The organism is Streptomyces sp. YIM 121038, from assembly GCF_006088715.1.
Lineage (GTDB): Bacteria > Actinomycetota > Actinomycetes > Streptomycetales > Streptomycetaceae > Streptomyces.
In genome coordinates this window covers 3,041,156-3,057,789 of record NZ_CP030771.1, presented here as the reverse complement: position 1 = coordinate 3,057,789, position 16,634 = coordinate 3,041,156, and the positions used below count along the sequence as shown (strand labels likewise).

Genomic DNA, 16,634 nt, shown 5'->3' with positions numbered 1-16,634 from the left:
CGTCGGCGTTGGTGAGACGCGGCGTCTCGCGGCGCTGCTACATTCGACGGCATGGCCCAGAAGACCGCACCTGACTCCACGCGCCGCAGCGAGCGTTCCCGCCGCGCGATCTACGACGCCGCTCTCGCCCTGGTCGGCGAGGTCGGCTACGGCAAGATGACCATCGAGGCGATCGCCGCCCGCGCGGGCGTCGGCAAGCAGACCATCTACCGCTGGTGGCCCTCCAAGAGCGCCGTCCTGCTCGACGCCTTCCTGGACCTCGCCGAACAGGCCAACGCCCAGCTCAGCGAGGAGGCCGGGCTCGCCGAGCCCGCGACCGACATCCCGGACACCGGCGACCTCGAAGCCGACCTCAAGCTCGTGCTGCGCGCCACCGTCGACGAGATGACCGACCCCAAGTTCGACGCCCCCGCCCGCGCGCTCGCCGCCGAGGGCGTCGTCAACCAGGAGCTCGGCGCCGAGTTCGTCGAGAAGCTCCTCGAACCCCAGCTCCAGCTCTATGTGAAGCGCCTGCGCAGCGCCCAGGACCGCGGCGAGGTCGCCGCCCACATCGACCCGCGCATCGCCCTCGAACTGTGGACGGGGCCGCTCGCCCAGCGCTGGATGCAGCGCACGGGCCCGCTCACCCACGCGTACGCCGACACGCTCGTCGAGTACGCCCTCTACGGCATCGCGCCCCGCGTCACCGCTGGTTGAGCGGCCCCAGCGGGCGCCGGGCCGCCTTCCGTGCGCCCTTGACCGGGGTCCGCGAGAGGAGCCCCGGGGCGTCCGTGATCACGCCGTTGCAGCCGAGCCGGAGCACCCGGTCGCGCTGCGCGGGCGTGGTCACCGTGTGCGCCCACACGCGCGGGACGCCGGAGTTCACCGCCCGCCGCAGGTCCTGCTCGCGCGCCTTGTGGTCCACGTCCAGCACGTCGACGAACGACGCCCAGCGCTCCGGGCGGTCCGAGCGCAGCTGCCGCTTGGACCGCCACAGCTGCGCGAGCAGGCCCAGGTGGTGCGCGCGCCGGGCCACCCAGGGCTTGTTGGAGTTCACGAACACCGAGCGGGCCAGGCCGCGCTCGTGGATCAGCGCGCTCAGCCGGTTCAGGCTCTCGGGGTCCTTCGCCTCCAGCATCAGCATGACCCGCCCGCCGAACCGGTCGAGGACCTCCGTCACCGTCGGCGGCCGCTCGACCCGCCACAGGCCCGGCACGTGCCGCTGCGGGCGCAGCCGCACGTGCTGCCACTCGCGGGCGGTCAGCAGGTGCACCGGCCCCGTCGCGTACGTCGTGCGGTCCAGGGTCGCGTCGTGCAGCACCACCAGGGTGCCGTCGGCCAGCATCCGCGTATCGGCGTCGATGACCTGCGCCGTGCCCCGCTCGAACGCCGCCATCAGGCCCGACATGCTGTTCTCCGGCACCTCCAGGGCGCCGCCCCGGTGGGCGGTGTAGACGAACGGCGGCAGCGCGTCGACCGTGAGGGGGCCGCCGCCCCACTCCAGCGGGGCCAGGAAGGCGGTGGGCCCGGTGAGGACCAGGGCGGTGACGCCCGAGAGTGACAGCACAGTCCGTGTGACCATGGCGACCACGGTAGGAGCGGAAAACGCCACTTCGCCCGTAATGACGCGCTATGTCACCCCCCGCCTTGCATCACCCCAGCTACCCCGGATGTGGGCTACGGCCACCCGGGGAGCAGGATGGTGGGACCATAGGTCATGCTGTTCCGCACGACGGCGAGGTGAGGGGATAGATGGGCGCAGAGTTCGGCCGGACGTCCGGCGCGCAGAGCAGGATCTCCCAATGGCTTCGCCGACGGGCACGTGCGGGCGCGGACGGCGACGCCGAAGCCACGCGCCGTGAGGACCTGCTGCTCGCCGTCGCCGCGGCGGGGCTGCCGCTCGCGCCGGCCGCGCACCCCGCCGGATACCGCTGTTCCTGCGACCGCATCGGCTGTCCCACCCCCGCCCGGCACCCCGTCTCCTTCGCCTGGCAGACCCAGTCCACCACCGACCGCGGCCAGGTCGAGCGCTGGGCGCGGCACCAGCCGCAGGCCAACTTCATCACCGCGACCGGCATGGTGCACGACGTCCTCGACGTGCCGCTCGAGGCCGGGCGGGCCGCCCTGGAGCGGCTGCTCGCCGACGGCATCGAGGTCGGGCCCGTCGCCGAGTCCGAGGGCGCGCACGGCCAGGGGCGGATGCTCTTCTTCACCGCGACGCGCGGGACGCCGGAGGACGAGGACGAGTGGTGGCCCTGCGAGCTGGACTGCCACCCGGAGACGATGGACGAGCACCCCGGGCTGCGGTGGCACTGCCGCGGGTCCTATGTCCTCGTGCCGCCCGCGCGACTGCCGGGTGACCTCGCGGTCGGCTGGGTGCGGGGGCCCGAGTTCGCGCTGCCCGACCCGTTGACCCTGCTTGAGATCCTCACGGACGAGTGCGCCCGGTACGCGGGGGAGCCCCGGGAGGACGTGGCCGCCTGGCCGCTGCGCGGCTGAGGGCTATGCGCCCTTCGCCCCCACCAGGCCCTGCATGCGGCCCAGTATCGTGATCTCGCCCTTCCTGGGCGTCAGGGAGACCTGGTTCGAGACGCGTTCCAGGGTGACGGACTGCTTGGCCTCGCCCTTCATGAGGGCCTTGACGTCCGGTTCCACGCTGACCGTGAGGCCCTTGGACGCGGTCTGCTTCTCGTAGTGGTGGGTGGAGAAGAAGACGAGCGCGCCGCCGTCGCGGGTGCGCAGGCCCAGGGGGGCGAACGCGCCGGAGTTCCGGGGCTCGTCCAGGTACTGCACGGCGAGGCCGAGGCGCTTGCCGTTCCGGTCGCGGGCGGCCTTCCACTGCGTGGTGTGCGGGCCCGGGGCGAACGCGTCGCCGCCGGACCTGAGGAACGCCGTGTACCGCGCGCCGAGCCGCCGGGGCGCCAGCGCGAGACCGGCCCGGTCGGCGGCGACCGGCTCCGCGTACCCGTCCCCGTCCCGCTTCAGGTCCGGGATCCGGTCGGGACGGACCAGGTTCAGATACGTGGCCCGCCACAGCTGGTCCCCGCCGGCGCGGGTGAAGACGATCAGCCAGCGGTAGCCGTGCGGCTTGCGGTTGCTGAGGGCGTTGACGACGAAGAACCGGGGCCAGCCCGCCTTCTTCGGGACGGCGTACTCGACGTCCGTGAACCGCAGCGGCACGTGCCGGGCGTTGCCGTCCGGGTGCTGTGCGCGCCGCGCCTTCAGGCCCGCCTGGTTGATGGCGCCGAGCGGTCCCGTGACGCGGGCCGCGTCCAGGGCGGGGTCGTAGGCCCGGTCGGCCCTGTTGTAGGCGCGCAGGAAGTCCTTGAGGGCGCGGGCGGCCTCGGCCTCGGTCGCGGTCGGGACGACCTCCCGCTCCCCGTGCACCGTCACGCATCCGCTCGCCGTCGTCGACAGGGCGAGTGCCGCTGCCGCCGAGGCACCGAACCGCCCGAGCCTGCGCACCCTGATCATGGGACCCCTTCACTCTCCCCGCTCCCGGGCCCGAACCCTACCGGGGCCCCGCCGGGAGCGGGCGCGGGGGCGCTGTCAGGAACCGGAGGCGTCGGCCTTCGCCGCTTTCGCGGCCTTCGGGGCCCGGTCGGCGGGCGTGCCGGAGCCCGCGCGGGCCGGTGCGAGGAACAGCGCGAGGACCGGCACCAGGTACAGCGACCAGACGACGACCTGGAGGACCGTCGGGTTCGGCTGGAAGTTGAACACGCCCTTCAGGAGGGTGCCGTACCAGCTGTCCGGCGGGATCGTCGTGCTGATGTCGAACGCCTTGTCCTCCAGGCCGCCGAGGAACCGCGCCTCCTGGAGGTCGTGCACGCCGTACGCGAGGACGCCCGCCGCCACCACGACGAGCATCGCGCCGGTCCAGGTGAAGAACTTGGCGAGGTTGATGCGCAGGGCCCCGCGGTAGAACAGCCAGCCGAGCGCGACGGCCGTGAGCAGGCCGAGGACCACGCCGAGCAGCGGCGCGTGCGTGCCGTCGTTCGACGCGCGGACGGACGCCCAGACGAACAGGGCGGTCTCCAGGCCCTCGCGGCCCACGGCCAGGAACGCCGTCGCGACGAGGGCGGCCGTGCCCATCCGCAGGGCCGCGTCGAGCCGTCCGTGCAGCTCCGCCCGCAGATGCCGGGCGGTGCGCCGCATCCAGAAGACCATCCAGGTCACGAGCCCCACCGCGAGGATCGACAGGGAGCCGCCCAGGGCCTCCTGCGCCTCGAACGTCAGCTCCTGCGAGCCGAAGGTGAGGGCGCAGCCGAAGCCGAGGGACAGCGCCACGGCGACGCCGATGCCGGTCCACACCGGGGCGAGCGCGTCGCGCCGCTCGGTCTTCACCAGGTACGCGACGAGGATGCACACCACGAGGCTGGCTTCCAGGCCCTCCCGCAGGCCGATCAGATAGTTGCCGAACATCGCCTCATGCCTTCCCGGTGAACAGCGCGCGGCCCCACCAGTCGTCCTTGTCCCGCACCCCGGGCGGGATCGCGAAGACCGCCGAACCCACGTGCTGGATGTATTCGTTGAGCGCGTCCGTCGCCGCGAGCGAGCGCTGTACGGGGATGAAGCCCTCGCGCACGTCGCGCTGGTAGGCCAGGAAGAACAGGCCCGCGTCGAGGCGGCCGAGTCCGTCGGTGCCGTCGGTGAAGGAGTAGCCCCGGCGCAGGATCGTCGCGCCGCCGTTGGAGTCGGGGTGCGCGAGCCGTACGTGCGCGTCGGGCTTCATCGCCTTCAGGAACGGCTCGTCGCGCTCCTCGGCCTTGCCGACGGCGGCGCCCTCGCCCTTGTCGCGGCCGAAGACGTCCTCCTGTTCGCGCAGCGACGTGCGGTCCCAGGTCTCGACGTTCATGCGGATGCGGCGCGCGACGAGGTAGGAGCCGCCGGTCATCCAGTCGGGGCCGTCCTTCTCGCCGACCCACACGTGCCGGGCGAGGCGGGCCTCGTCGGTGCCCGCGATGTTGCGGGTGCCGTCCTTGAAGCCCATGAGGTTGCGCGGCGTCTGGGCGTCGGGCGTGGTCGAGGACGTCTTGCCGAAGCCGAGCTGCGACCAGCGGATGGCGACCCTGCCGAAGCCGATGCGGGCCAGGTTGCGGATCGCGTGCACCGCGACCTGCGGATCGTCCGCGCAGGCCTGGACGCACAGGTCGCCGTCGCTGCGGGCCCGGTCGAGGTTGTCGCCGGGGAACTTGGGCAGGTCCACGAGGGCCTTCGGGCGCCGTCCCGCGAGGCCGAACCGCTCGCCGTGCTTCTCGAACAGGGAAGGGCCGAAGCCGAGGGTGAGCGTCAGGCGCGAGGGCCTGAGGCCGAGCGCCTCGCCGGTGTCGTCCGGCGGCGCCTCGGCGAGCCCGCCGAACGCGCCCTCGCCGACCGCGTGGCCCGCGGTCATCCGGGCCGCCGCCCGCGTCCACTCCTTCAGGAGCGCCACGAACTCCTCGCGGTCCTCGGTCTTCACGTCGAACGCGGCGAAGTGCAGCCGGTCCTGGACGGGCGTCGCGATGCCCGCCTGGTGCGGGCCGTGGAAGTCGACGGCCGCGCCGGTCGAGGCCGCGGGCACCGCGTCACCGGCGCCGGACTCCTCACGGGTCACCGCGACCGCGCCGCCCGCGGCCGCCGCGCCGAGCACGAGCCCGGCGCCGCCCCAGCCGAGCAGGGAACGCCGCGACGGCGCACCGGTGCTGGTCTCCTCAGACATGGTTGAGCCTCCCCTCCCTGGGACGCGTCACTTGGAGGCGACGACGGCCGCCGCGAGCTTCGACAGCGGCTCCGCGAGCGCGTTCACGCCGTCGAGCAGCTCCTTGCGGTCCGCCTTGCCGACCTTGTCGTACGCCGTGAAGTCGTAGGAGTCCGCGGTCCCCTTGCCGGCGCGGTGCCGGCCGAGGAGCTCGTCCAGGGCCGCGAACTGCTTGTCGAGCTCCTTGGCGAGCGCCGGGTCGTTCTCCGACGCCACCGGCTTGAGCAGGGCGTAGGCCTTCTCGGCGCCCTCCACGTTGGCCTTGAAGTCGACGAGGTCGGTGTGCGAGTAGCGCTCCTCCTCGCCGGTGACCTTGCCGGTGGCGACCTCGTCGAGGAGCTCCTTGGCGCCGTTGGCCATGGACGTCGGGGTGATCACGGCCTTGCCGACGCGCTTGCGCCAGTGGGCGAGGTCCTTGTCGAGCCGCGTCGCGAGGTCCTTCTCGCGCTGCCCGATCTTCTTGTCCTGCCAGAGCGCGCGCTCCAGGCGGTGCCAGCCCGTCCAGTCCTTCGCGGGGTCCTGGTCGTCGGCGAGCCCGTCCTCGCGGACGTCGACCTTCGGGTCGATGTCACCGAACGACTCGGCGACCGGTTCGGTGCGCTCCCAGCCGATGCGGGAGGGCGCGTACGCCTTCTTCGCGGCCTCCAGGTCGCCCTTCCTGACCGCGTCCGTGAAGACCTTCACCTTGGGGAGCGTCTCGTCGGCCTGCGCCTGGACGTAGGAGCGGTATTCGGCCACCGCCTTGTCCAGGCGCGGGTCGCGCTTCGCCGTCCTGCCGCCACCGGTCGCCTTCACGTCCTGGCGGATGCCCTTGCCCTTCATGCCGGGCTTGCAGGCGATGCGGTAGTCGCCCGCCTTCACCTCGGCGGTGAGGGTCTGCCGGGTGCCGGGGCCGATGTTCTCGCGCTCGCTGACGATGCGGTCGTCGGGGAACAGGAGGTAGACCTCGGTGACCTTGGAGCCCTTGTTCTCGACGGCCAACTTCACGTGCCCGGCGGGGAATTCCTTCTTCGACACCTCGCACTTGTCGTCGCTCGCGGTCACCTTGACGGTCCCGTCGCCGCCCTTGCCGTCGCTCTTCTCGGTGCAGCCGGTGAGGGCCGCGAGGGCCGCCGCCGCGGTGGCGGCGGCGAGGGGGAGACGGGCGCGGTGCATGGAGGCTCCAGATGGAAGAAAGTGAGGGGAGCCTAACTTAACCGAGCCTTACTTCGGGCATGACCAGGAATGGGCAAAGGACAGGTCAAGTGCTGTCCTGAAATCGACGGTGATCGTTGGCGCGGTCGCCGTCAGCTCCCCCCTCGCACCGGCGTGACCAGCGGCTTTCCGGTCCGCGGATGGGGGAACACCTCGATCGGCTGGCGATACACACCGGACAGCAGCGCCGCGTCGAACACGTCACACGGGGCGCCGTCCGCGGCCACGGCCCCACCGTGCAGCACCACCGCACGGTCCGCGTACGCCGCCGCGAGACCCAGGTCGTGCAGCACGACGACCACCGCGTCCCCGGCGGCGGCGCGCTCCCGGCAGATCCTGAGGACCAGCTCCTGGTGGCGCAGGTCGAGCGCGGCGGTCGGCTCGTCGAGCAGCAGCAGCGGCGCCCGCTGCGCGAGCACGCGGGCGAGCGCGACCCGGGCCCGCTCGCCGCCGCTGAGCGCGGAGAACGGCCGCGCCGCGAACCCGGCGACCTCCGTGGCGGCCATCGCCTCGCGCACCACCTTGTCGTCGTCCTCCTCCAGGCGGGTCCCGGCCCAGGGCGCGCGCCCCATCCGGACGACGTCCTCGACGGGGAAGGGGAAGGACAGCGCCGCCGACTGCGGCAGCACGGCCCGGTGCAGGGCCAGTTCGCGAGGGGGCCAGTCCCCGGCAGCCCGGCCGCGGATCAGCACGGTGCCGGAGGCGACCGGCAGGTCGGCGGCGAGCGCGGCCAGGAGGGTGGACTTCCCGGCGCCGTTGGGGCCGACGAGGGCGAGCACCTCGCCCGCCCTGGCCGGCACCGACACGCCCCTGAGGACCTCACGGCCGCCGAGCGCGAGCCGCGCGTCCACGGCCTCGGCGAGGACGTCGCCGGGTGCCACGGGCCCGGGCAGCGCGCGCCCGCGCCCGCCGAAGAGCCGCCCGATCATGCCCAACCCCCTTGCTTGCGACGGGTCCTGCGCAGCAGCCAGAAGAAGAACGGGCTGCCGAAGAGCGCGGTGAGGACGCCGAGCGGCAGCTCGGCGGGGGCCGCCACCGTACGGGCGGCGAGGTCGGCGCCGACGAGCACCACGGCCCCGCCGAGCGCGCTGCCCGGCACCAGGAAGCGGTGCCCCGGCCCCGCCGCCATCCGCAGCAGGTGCGGCACGAGCAGCCCCACGAACGTGATGACCCCGGCCACCGCCACGGCCGCCGCGGTGAGCAGCGCCACCACCAGCACCAGGACGATCCGCAGCCGCTCCACGTCCACGCCCAGGTGCCGCGCGGGCCGCTCCCCGAGCGCGAGCAGGTCGAGCCTGCGGGCGTACAGGGGAGCGACGAGCAGCCCCACCGCCGCGCACGGCAGCACGGCGAGCACCTTCGGCCAGGTGGCCTGGGCGAGCGAGCCGAGCTGCCAGAACGTGATCTGGGAGACCTGGGCGTTGTCGGCGAAGAAGATGAACAGGCCGATCAGCGCGCCCGCGAAGGCGTTCACGGCGATGCCGGTGAGGATCAGCGTCACCACTTCGCTGCGGCCGCCCTCGCGCGAGAGGGCGTACACGAGCAGCACGGTGAGGAGACCGGCGGCGAACGCGCACACCGTGACGGTCCAGTTGCCGAGGAAGCTCAGGCCGAGCGCGATCGAGGCGACCGCGCCCGCGGCCGCGCCGGCGGAGATCCCGATGACGCCCGGCTCGGCCAGCGGATTGCCGAACACGCCCTGCATCAGCGCGCCCGCGCAGCCCAGCGAGGCGCCCACAAGCAGTGCGAGCGCCACGCGCGGAAGGCGCACCTTCCACAGCACGCTCTCCGGCACCCGGTCGAGCGCGTGCCCGCCGAGCCCCACGCGGTGCTGGACGGAGGCGAGGACGTCGCCGAGCGGGATGTCGTACGCGCCGAGCCCCGCGGACAGCAGGCACAGCACGGCGAGCACGGCGGCCAGGGCGGCGGTGAGCAGCGCGGGCGTCCCGCGCCGCCCGCGCCGGGCGGTGGCGGCCTCCCGCGCGGGGGCCGCGGCGGACTTGGTCAGGAGACTCACTCGGCGTCCCCGTACAGCTGGTCCACGAGGGAGGCGAGCACCCGGTCCGTGCGCGGGCCGTAGTTGAGCAGCACCCCGTCCTCGACGGAGACGACGCGGCGGTCCATGCCCGCCGGGGTCTCGGCCACGCCCGGGATCTTCACCAGGCCGTCGACGCCGCCGACCGAGTCGAGCCCCTTGGACATCACCAGGATCGCGTCGGGCGCCGCCTTCGCGAGGGCCTCGCTGGTGATCGCCGTGAAGTCCTTCTTCAGGCCCGACTCCTTGCCCGCGTCGACGGCGCCCGCCGCTTCGAGCAGCGACGGGGCGCCCGATTCGCGGCCGCCGAGCAGATACACGGAGGCCGAGCCGCGCAGATAGAGGAAGGCCACGCGCGGCTTCTTCGCCCCGGCGGGCACGGACCGGCGCACCTTGTCGAGCCGTTGTTCCGTACGGGAGGTGAGGGCCGCGCCCGCCTTCGGCACGCCGAGGGCCTTCGCGACCGCCTCGATGCGCGGGCCGACGTCGTCCAGGCCCTTGGCCGGGTCGAGGACGACGAGCGGGACGCCCGCGTCCCGGATCTGGTCGACGGCCTCCGCCGGTCCCGTGGTGCTCTCGGCGAGGACGACCGTCGGCTTCAGGGAGAGCACGCTCTCCGCCGACACGTCGTGGGCCCGCGTCACGACGGGCAGCTTCCCGGCCTGCTCGAAGGTCGCGGTGATGTCCCGGCCCACGACGTGTCCGCCGAGGCCCAGCGTGAACACGATCTCGTTCAGGCCGCCGCTGAGCGGCACGATCCTGCTGGTGTCCTCGACCGTGACCTTCTTGCCGTCGGCGGATTCGACGGTCGCCGGGAGCTTCTGCTCCGGCGTGCCCTTGAGCGGTTCGAGGCGGTCGGCGTGGGCCGTCCTCGCCTTGGCGTTCCCGCCTCCTGAGCCGCCGTCACCCGAGGATCCGCAGCCGCTGAGGGCGAGGGCGAGTACGGCCGCCAAGGCGCCGGCCATCCGGAGTGAGCGCGACTTACGCACCGAAGTCCACCGTCCTGTCGTGTGGTTCCCTGATGACGAGATCTTAGATTAGGTTAGCCTTACCTAACGATCTAGGGCTCGCTCGTCGTCGTTCCACTTGGAGGTGTCCCTTGCCGTCAAGACCGTCGCGCCCGCGCCGCGGCCACGGCGCCCGTCCCGTCGTCGTGGCCGTTCTCGCCGGACTCGTCACCGCTCTGCTCCCGGCGGCCGCCGCCCACGCCGAGGAGCGCACCGTGCGCGGCGGCAGGCTCGACTGGGGCCTCAAGTCCTCCTTCCAGAGCTATGTCACCGGGCCCGTCGCGCACGGCAGTTGGAACCTCACGGGCGGCGCCGCCACCGTCGGCGGCAGCCAGTTCCGCTTCCACTCCGCCAAGGGGTCCTACGACCCGGCGAGCGGCGCCTTCAGCGCCGCGTTCTCGGGCGGGGTGCACTTCACCGGCCACAAGAAGGGCTCCTCGTACCAGCTCGACCTGGCACTCAGCCGCCCCACCGTGAAGGTCTCCGGCGGCTCCGGCACGCTCTACGTCGACATGGTCAGCAAGGCCAAGGGCTCCGGGAAGGTCACCTCGACCACGCAGGTGCCGTTCGCCTCGCTGAACCTGTCCGGCATCGACATGAAGGGCGGCTCGGGGCCGATCGCCCTCACCAACATCCCCGCCACGCTCACCGCGCGGGGAGCGAAGGCCTTCGCCGGGTACTACACGGCGGGCACGCGACTCGACCCGCTGAGCCTCTCGGCGGACCTCACCGCGGCCACCGGCGGCAAACAGCCGGAGAAGCCGGAGAAGTCCCCGGAGAAGTCCAGGGACAAGTCCGCGAAGAAGGCCGGTGAGAAGGCCGGTGAGAAGGCCAAGGCCGCCGGGCGCATCGAGGACGCCGCCGTCGACTGGGGCGTGCGCCGCACCTTCCGCGAGTACGTCTCCGGATCCATCGCCCGGGGCAAGTGGTCCCTGACCGCCGGGGCCCAGGACGGCGGCGCGCTGTTCCGCTTCCCGCGCGGCGAGGGCTCGTACGACAAGAAGAAGCGCACCCTCGCCGCGGACTTCACCGGCGCCGTCCGCTTCACCGGGAAGCACGGGCTCGACATCGGTCTGAGCCGGGTCGCGGTCGGCGTCGAGGACGGCAAGGGCACGCTCTACGCCGACGTCGACAGCGGGGACTTCACCAAGAAGAAGGCGCCGCTGGTCACCTTCACCGGCGCGGGCCTCGCCGACCTCAAGCCGAAGGACGGCCTCATCGCCGTCACCGAGGCGCCCGCGAAGCTCACCGCCGACGGGGCCAAGGCGTTCGGCTCCCTGTACAAGGCGGGCACCGCGATGGACCCCGTCTCGCTGGCCGTCGCCGTCGACGAGAAGGCGGAGCTGCCCGCGCTGCCCGACCTCGGCTCGGCCGCGGAGCCCAAGGCCGCGAAGGCCCCGGACGCCGGGCCGAAGAAGGAGAAGGCCGCTGCGTCCGCCGACGACACGGCGGACTCGTCCGCCGCCCTGCCGATCACCATCGGCGCCGTCGCCGCCCTGCTCGTCGCGGCAGCGGCCGCCTACGGCATCGTCCGCAAGCGGCGCGGGGGCCGCGCGACCGGCACCGCCGACGACTCCACCGGCACCCCCTGAACCACCCCGTCCCCACTCCCCGCCCTCTGCCCTTCCCCCTTCCCTCCCTTCCCCCCTTCCTTCACCCCAAGGAGCACACCCCATGGCTGCCCCCCGCCGCCCCATAGTCCGCGCGGCCGCCGTCGCCACGGCCGTCACGCTCGGCGCGAGCGCGCTCACCCTGCCGGCGTTCGCCGCCGACGAGCCCGCCGCGGAGCCCGCCGTCGGCTCCCCGCAGGCGCCGCCCGCGTACAGCATCGTGGACGGCACCCTGACCTGGGGCTTCAAGCAGAGCTTCCGCAGCTACGTGGTCGGCATGGCGCAAGGGAAGATCACCACCAGCGGCGGCGCCCAGCAGGCCCCGCGCAACGGCGTGTTCACCTTCGGCGGCGCCAAAGGCACGTACGACGTGGGCGACCACGCCCTGAAGACCTCCTTCAAGGGCGGCGTCCGCTTCACCTCCCAGCTGCACAAATTCGACATCACCATCGCCGACGTGAAGGTGCGCACCAAGGGCAGGACCGGCGCCGTCCGGGCGGACGTCACCCTCAACGGCGCCAAGCAGAACGACATCGACCTCGCCACCCTCGACCTCGACGGCATCCGGCCGGGCCACGGCCAGGGCGGCGCGGTGACGTTCAAGGACGTCCCGGCGAAGCTGACCGCCAAGGGCGCGAAGGCCTTCAACGGCATGTACCGCAAGGGCGAGGTGCTCGACCCCGCCACCCTCACGGTGAAGCCCGGCGCGCCCGTCCCCGGCCCCGATCCGAAGCCGACCCCGTCGACCCCCACGAAGCCGAAGCCGACCCCGTCGACCCCCACGAAGCCCAAGCCGAAGCCCAAGCCGAAGCCCAAGCCGACCCCGACCGCCGCCAAGCCCAAGAAGGTCGTCGGCGGCAAGATGTCGTGGGGCATGAAGGAGAGCTTCCGCCGCTACATCTCCTCCGGCGGCAAGATCACGACGGCCGGTGGCGCCAAGAAGAAGTCCCACGGCTTCGACTTCCCGTACGCGAAGGCGAAGTGGAACGCGAGCGCCAAGACGGTGGACGCCTCCTTCGGCGGCAGCGTGCGGTTCCGGTACTCGGGACACGGCATCGACATGACGTTCAGCGACCTCAGGGTCAAGGCGAGCGGCAAGAAGGGCACGCTGTACGCCGACGTGAAGGCGCAGGGCCGCACCCGTGACGACGTGAAGTTCGCGACGCTCGACCTGTCCCGTGTCTCGTACGCCGCCAAGAACGACGTGGTGCTCCTCAGCAAGGTCCCCGCGAAGTTCACGGCCGCGGGCGCGCGCCAGTTCGCCAACGACACAGTGGGCTCCCCCTACAAGGCGGGCGACCCGGTCGACCCGGTGACCGTCGCGCTCACCCTGTCCGACCGGGCGAGCATCCCGCCCGCCGCCGCTGACTCCTCCGGCTCCTCCGGCGCGGCCGGCCCGTCCGGCTCGGTGGGGTCCTCCGGCTCCGGCGGTGCGTCCGGCACGGGCGGCGGCGCCGTGCCCGCCGGGTCCGTGGGCGGCGGTTCGGTCGGCGACGACACGGGGGCCCTCGCGGAGACCGGCTCCGACACGCCCTCGGGCGCGCTGCTCGGGATCGCGGGCGCGGTGGTCGCGGCCGGCGCGGGCGCCGTGTACGCGGCGCGGCGGCACCACCCCGGCCACGGCGCGCGGGCGTGACGCCACCGGCCTGACCCGGGCCGGGGTGTGACGACCCCAACTCCTTCTCCGGCGCCGCACGTCCGTGCGGCGCCGGATGCTTGAATGCCCGAATGACCGAAGAACAGCGGCCGGGCGCACCCGGCGCGGCGGACGGGACCGGCGTGCCCGTCGGGACCGACGTACACGCCGGAGTCGACGTCCTGCGGGTCTTCTGCGGCCCCGACGGCCGGTACGGCAACGAGCTCGGGGTCGTCAGGAACGGCGGCCGCGTGCCCGCGCGCGAGGCGCGGCAGGAGCTTGCCGGGAAACTCGGCTTCAGCGAGACGGTGTTCGTCGACGATCCCGAGCGCGGGCACATCGACATCTACACGCCCACCACACGGCTGCCCTTCGCCGGATACCCCTGCCTCGGCGCGGCCTGGCTGCTCGACGTGCCCGAGCTCGTCACCGAGGCCGGGGTCGTCGAGGCCCGGCAGGACGGGGAGTTCACCTGGATCGCGGCGCGGGCGCGGTGGGCGCCGCCGCGGACGCTGCGCGCGTACGGTTCGGCGGCCGAGGTGGAGGCGCTGGCGGTGCCGCCCGCCGGGGAGTGGATCTACGCCTGGGCGTGGGAGGACGAGGCCGCGGGGCGGGTGCGGGCGCGGGGCTTCCCCGGGCGCAACGACGGCATCCGCGAGGACGAGGCCACCGGGGCGGCGGCCCTCCTGCTCACGCACCAGCTGGGCCGGGCCCTCAACATCACGCAGGGGCGCGGCTCCCAGATCATCACGGCACCGGGCCCCGACGACCTCATCGATGTGGGCGGCCGCGTGTCCCTGCCGTCGCACGCCACTTGGCCGTCGGCCTGAACGGGGCCGGGTCACCCGGACCTCGCGCTGCCGGAGCATCAAGCCCGTCCGGCGTTTGAGGACGAGCGCGCAGCGCGAAAATGCGGTTGCCCGGCCCGGTCAGAGGGCTACGCCGCGTGCGGGAACTCGGTGGCGAGGTCCCGGAACAGGGCCGTGTTCAGGGCGAACGCCCGCTTGCACTCGTCGACGATCCGGTGCCGCTCCAGCTCGTCGGGCACGGTGACCTCGATCCCGTCGAGCAGCTCGCGGTAGTCCCGCTTGAACGCGGCCGGGTTGGAGATCCCCTCGAAGACGTAGAACCGGACTCCGTCGCCCTTGCGGGCGAAGCCCCAGGCTTTCTCGGCCCGGCCCCGGATGATCTGTCCGCCGGAGAGGTCCCCGAGGTAGCGGGTGTAGTGGTGGGCGACGTATCCGCCGGGCCAGGTCCGCGCGCACTCCTCGACCCGGGCCGCGTACGCGGCCGTCGCGGGCAGCGCGGTGGCCCGCTCGCGCCATTCCGGGCCCCGCAGATGGGCGAGGTCCCGCTCCAGCTCGGCGACGCGCAGCAGCTCGGGCCGTACGAACGGCCCCGCGACGGGGTCGTCGCGCAGGGCCTCGGTGCCGTCCTCCAGGGCGCGGTAGACGAACCACAGCTGTTCCGTGTAGCGCGCGTACGCGTCCACGCCCAGGCGGCCGCCGAGCAGGTCGCTCATGAACGTCGACGTCTCCGCCTCCGTGTGCTGTTCGTGGGACGCGGTGCGGATGAGCGTCGAGAACGAAAGCGGGGCGGTGGGCTGAGGGATCGCCGAGTCCATGCGGGACCTCCGGGTGCCGAGAGGGGCGGAAAACCAGTGTGGCCAGCACCGATCATGCAAGTTAGGCTTACCTAAGTCAACCGGTTCCCGACGCCCTGTCGGTAAATTCCCGACGCTCTGTCGGTAAAAACGTTACCCGCCCGTCCGGTTCACGGCAGGGTGAGGATCTCCGTCCCGCTGTCCGTCACCACGAGCGTGTGCTCGAACTGCGCGGTGCGCTTGCGGTCCTTGGTCACGACCGTCCAGCCGTCGTCCCACATGTCGTACTCGTGCGTCCCCAGCGTCAGCATCGGCTCGATCGTGAACGTCATGCCGGGCTGGATGACCGTGGTCGCGTGCGGGCTGTCGTAGTGCGGGACGATCAGGCCGGAGTGGAACGACGTGTTGATGCCGTGGCCGGTGAAGTCACGGACCACGCCGTAGCCGAAGCGCTTGGCGTACGACTCGATGACGCGGCCGATGATGTTGATCTGACGGCCGGGCTTGACGGCCTTGATGGCGCGGTGCAGGGCTTCGCGGGTGCGCTCGACGAGGAGCCTCGACTCCTCGTCCACGTCGCCCACCAGGTACGTCGCGTTGTTGTCGCCGTGCACGCCGCCGATGTACGCGGTGACGTCGAGGTTCACGATGTCGCCGTCGCGCAGGACGGTGGAGTCCGGGATGCCGTGGCAGATGACCTCGTTGACCGAGGCGCACAGCGACTTCGGGAAGCCGCGGTAGCCGAGCGTCGAGGGATAGGCGCCGTGGTCGCACATGTACGCGTGCGCGATGCGGTCGAGCTCGTCGGTGGTCACGCCCGGAGCGATGGCCTTCGCGGCCTCCTCCATCGCGCGGGCGGCGATGCGGCCCGCCGTGCGCATCAGCTCGACGGTCTCCGGGGTCTGCACCTCCGGCCCGGTGTACGGCGTCGGGGCGGGCTTGCCGACGTACTCCGGGCGCCTGATGTTCCCGGGCACGGAACGGGTGGGAGAGAGCTCCCCTGGTACGAGCAGTGACTGGCCAGACATGCCAGCGAGTCTAACGAGCCCGGATGGGGCAGCATGGCGGGAGAGAGCGGGGGAGACGGGAGCTGTGGCCATGGCGCTGTTCAAGAAGCGGACCGCCGGGAAACCGGGCGAGTGGTACTACTGCCTGGAGCACAAGAAGGTCGAGGAGGGCCCGGAGTGCCCCGGCAAGGACCGGTTCGGGCCCTATGCCTCCCGGGAGGAGGCTACCCACGCGATGGAGACGGCGGCGGAGCGGAACCTGGACTGGGACACGGACCCTCGCTGGCACGACGCCACCGGTGACCCGGACCGGCCCAACCCCTGACCCCACCGGGCCCCCGCTGCGCGGAGCCCCTCCCGCCCGCCCACCCGTAGCGCCTCGGCCTTGCGCGGCCGGGCCCCGACGCGGTGCGCTTGCGGCCCGGTGGGTGGTTTCCGCCGCTACCGCGGCGGGATCTCCCACCCGCCCACCCGAATCTCCTCGGCGTTGCCGGGCTCGGCCCCGACGCGGTGCGCTCGCGGCCCGGTGGGTGGCTCCGCCGCTACCGCGGCGGGATCTCCCACCCGCCCACCCGGAACTCCTCGGCGTTGCGCGGCCGGGCCCGACGCGGAGCGCTTGCGGGTGGGCGGGCGGGTGGGCCCGCCCCGGCCGCGCGCAGCGCGGCACCACGGACCCGCCCCCGGCTTCCCCGCTGTGGGCAATCGTCCCGCAGGGCGGGACGGGTGGGCACAGCGCAGAGGTGCCGAGCAACCGTTGAAGCAGGGGCCCGACCCCGGCGGCACGCGGCCCGGCTTCCCGCGGGGGGCCATCGGCACGGCCCCAGGT

General features: G+C 73.1%; 16 protein-coding genes. 6 read left to right on the top strand and 10 right to left on the bottom strand.

Features of this window, described 5'->3' with window-relative positions; translation table 11 throughout:
• Nucleotides 1-51 precede the first annotated feature (51 nt).
• On the top strand, nucleotides 52-696 hold the full coding sequence (locus C9F11_RS12810; RefSeq protein WP_138959413.1) for a TetR/AcrR family transcriptional regulator: 645 nt from the start codon (nucleotides 52-54) through the stop codon (nucleotides 694-696).
• On the opposite strand, the gene C9F11_RS12805 is transcribed toward C9F11_RS12810, so the two are convergent.
• Nucleotides 683-1,561, bottom strand: coding sequence for a glycerophosphodiester phosphodiesterase family protein (locus tag C9F11_RS12805; RefSeq protein ID WP_138959412.1), 879 nt, complete (start codon nucleotides 1,559-1,561; stop codon nucleotides 683-685). The genes C9F11_RS12810 and C9F11_RS12805 overlap by 14 nt on opposite strands.
• Nucleotides 1,562-1,731: 170 nt before the next feature.
• Here C9F11_RS12805 and C9F11_RS12800 point away from each other — a divergent pair, with 170 nt between their 5' ends.
• Nucleotides 1,732-2,478 (top strand): bifunctional DNA primase/polymerase, encoded by a 747-nt coding sequence (locus C9F11_RS12800; protein ID WP_138959411.1) that lies wholly within the window; start codon nucleotides 1,732-1,734, stop codon nucleotides 2,476-2,478.
• 3 nt (nucleotides 2,479-2,481) lie between these two features.
• Here the strand turns inward: C9F11_RS12800 and C9F11_RS12795 are convergent, their stop codons facing one another.
• From C9F11_RS12795 to C9F11_RS12765, 7 genes are all read right to left on the bottom strand, one after another.
• On the bottom strand, nucleotides 2,482-3,453 hold the full coding sequence (locus C9F11_RS12795) for a hypothetical protein (RefSeq protein ID WP_171075718.1): 972 nt from the start codon (nucleotides 3,451-3,453) through the stop codon (nucleotides 2,482-2,484).
• A 75-nt stretch (nucleotides 3,454-3,528) separates the two neighbouring features.
• On the bottom strand, nucleotides 3,529-4,401 hold the full coding sequence (gene efeU / locus C9F11_RS12790) for an iron uptake transporter permease EfeU (protein WP_138959410.1): 873 nt from the start codon (nucleotides 4,399-4,401) through the stop codon (nucleotides 3,529-3,531).
• A 4-nt stretch (nucleotides 4,402-4,405) separates the two neighbouring features.
• Nucleotides 4,406-5,677, bottom strand: coding sequence for an iron uptake transporter deferrochelatase/peroxidase subunit (efeB, locus tag C9F11_RS12785; protein WP_138959409.1), 1,272 nt, complete (start codon nucleotides 5,675-5,677; stop codon nucleotides 4,406-4,408).
• 27 nt (nucleotides 5,678-5,704) lie between these two features.
• On the bottom strand, nucleotides 5,705-6,871 hold the full coding sequence (gene efeO, locus C9F11_RS12780; protein ID WP_138959408.1) for an iron uptake system protein EfeO: 1,167 nt from the start codon (nucleotides 6,869-6,871) through the stop codon (nucleotides 5,705-5,707).
• 131 nt (nucleotides 6,872-7,002) lie between these two features.
• Nucleotides 7,003-7,839 carry a heme ABC transporter ATP-binding protein gene (locus C9F11_RS12775; protein WP_138959407.1) on the bottom strand — a complete coding sequence of 279 codons (837 nt, stop codon included), beginning with the start codon at nucleotides 7,837-7,839 and terminating at the stop codon, nucleotides 7,003-7,005.
• Nucleotides 7,836-8,846, bottom strand: coding sequence for an iron ABC transporter permease (locus C9F11_RS12770; RefSeq protein WP_249402169.1), 1,011 nt, complete (start codon nucleotides 8,844-8,846; stop codon nucleotides 7,836-7,838). The genes C9F11_RS12775 and C9F11_RS12770 overlap by 4 nt, the downstream gene beginning before the upstream one ends.
• A gap of 77 nt (nucleotides 8,847-8,923) precedes the next feature.
• Entirely contained in the window at nucleotides 8,924-9,910 is a 987-nt protein-coding gene (locus C9F11_RS12765; RefSeq protein WP_138959405.1) for an ABC transporter substrate-binding protein, read from the bottom strand.
• Between the two features lie 134 nt (nucleotides 9,911-10,044).
• Between C9F11_RS12765 and C9F11_RS12760 the strand changes: the two genes are divergently transcribed.
• The 3 genes from C9F11_RS12760 (at nucleotide 10,045) to C9F11_RS12750 (ending at nucleotide 14,028) form a co-directional block, all read left to right on the top strand.
• Complete coding sequence (locus C9F11_RS12760; protein ID WP_249401703.1) at nucleotides 10,045-11,544, top strand: HtaA domain-containing protein; 1,500 nt, start codon at nucleotides 10,045-10,047, stop codon at nucleotides 11,542-11,544.
• 82 nt (nucleotides 11,545-11,626) lie between these two features.
• Complete coding sequence (locus C9F11_RS12755; protein ID WP_138959404.1) at nucleotides 11,627-13,198, top strand: HtaA domain-containing protein; 1,572 nt, start codon at nucleotides 11,627-11,629, stop codon at nucleotides 13,196-13,198.
• 92 nt (nucleotides 13,199-13,290) lie between these two features.
• Nucleotides 13,291-14,028, top strand: coding sequence for a PhzF family phenazine biosynthesis protein (locus C9F11_RS12750; RefSeq protein ID WP_138959403.1), 738 nt, complete (start codon nucleotides 13,291-13,293; stop codon nucleotides 14,026-14,028).
• A 107-nt stretch (nucleotides 14,029-14,135) separates the two neighbouring features.
• Here the strand turns inward: C9F11_RS12750 and C9F11_RS12745 are convergent, their stop codons facing one another.
• Both C9F11_RS12745 and map read right to left on the bottom strand, forming a co-directional pair.
• Complete coding sequence (locus C9F11_RS12745) at nucleotides 14,136-14,822, bottom strand: biliverdin-producing heme oxygenase (RefSeq protein WP_138959402.1); 687 nt, start codon at nucleotides 14,820-14,822, stop codon at nucleotides 14,136-14,138.
• A 149-nt stretch (nucleotides 14,823-14,971) separates the two neighbouring features.
• On the bottom strand, nucleotides 14,972-15,829 hold the full coding sequence (map, locus tag C9F11_RS12740; RefSeq protein WP_138959401.1) for a type I methionyl aminopeptidase: 858 nt from the start codon (nucleotides 15,827-15,829) through the stop codon (nucleotides 14,972-14,974).
• A 70-nt stretch (nucleotides 15,830-15,899) separates the two neighbouring features.
• Here map and C9F11_RS12735 point away from each other — a divergent pair, with 70 nt between their 5' ends.
• Complete coding sequence (locus C9F11_RS12735) at nucleotides 15,900-16,133, top strand: hypothetical protein (RefSeq protein ID WP_138959400.1); 234 nt, start codon at nucleotides 15,900-15,902, stop codon at nucleotides 16,131-16,133.
• Nucleotides 16,134-16,634: the final 501 nt, after the last annotated feature.

Coding starts and splice junctions, on each gene's coding strand:
- map (WP_138959401.1), bottom strand. CDS start 15,829: ATGTCTGGCCAGTCACTGCTCGTACCAGGGGAGCTCTCTCCCACCCGT.
- C9F11_RS12755 (WP_138959404.1), top strand. CDS start 11,627: ATGGCTGCCCCCCGCCGCCCCATAGTCCGCGCGGCCGCCGTCGCCACG.
- C9F11_RS12745 (WP_138959402.1), bottom strand. CDS start 14,822: ATGGACTCGGCGATCCCTCAGCCCACCGCCCCGCTTTCGTTCTCGACG.
- C9F11_RS12805 (WP_138959412.1), bottom strand. CDS start 1,561: ATGGTCACACGGACTGTGCTGTCACTCTCGGGCGTCACCGCCCTGGTC.
- C9F11_RS12775 (WP_138959407.1), bottom strand. CDS start 7,839: ATGATCGGGCGGCTCTTCGGCGGGCGCGGGCGCGCGCTGCCCGGGCCC.
- C9F11_RS12810 (WP_138959413.1), top strand. CDS start 52: ATGGCCCAGAAGACCGCACCTGACTCCACGCGCCGCAGCGAGCGTTCC.
- C9F11_RS12735 (WP_138959400.1), top strand. CDS start 15,900: ATGGCGCTGTTCAAGAAGCGGACCGCCGGGAAACCGGGCGAGTGGTAC.
- efeB (WP_138959409.1), bottom strand. CDS start 5,677: ATGTCTGAGGAGACCAGCACCGGTGCGCCGTCGCGGCGTTCCCTGCTC.
- C9F11_RS12795 (WP_171075718.1), bottom strand. CDS start 3,453: ATGATCAGGGTGCGCAGGCTCGGGCGGTTCGGTGCCTCGGCGGCAGCG.
- C9F11_RS12765 (WP_138959405.1), bottom strand. CDS start 9,910: ATGGCCGGCGCCTTGGCGGCCGTACTCGCCCTCGCCCTCAGCGGCTGC.
- C9F11_RS12800 (WP_138959411.1), top strand. CDS start 1,732: ATGGGCGCAGAGTTCGGCCGGACGTCCGGCGCGCAGAGCAGGATCTCC.
- efeU (WP_138959410.1), bottom strand. CDS start 4,401: ATGTTCGGCAACTATCTGATCGGCCTGCGGGAGGGCCTGGAAGCCAGC.
- C9F11_RS12750 (WP_138959403.1), top strand. CDS start 13,291: ATGACCGAAGAACAGCGGCCGGGCGCACCCGGCGCGGCGGACGGGACC.
- efeO (WP_138959408.1), bottom strand. CDS start 6,871: ATGCACCGCGCCCGTCTCCCCCTCGCCGCCGCCACCGCGGCGGCGGCC.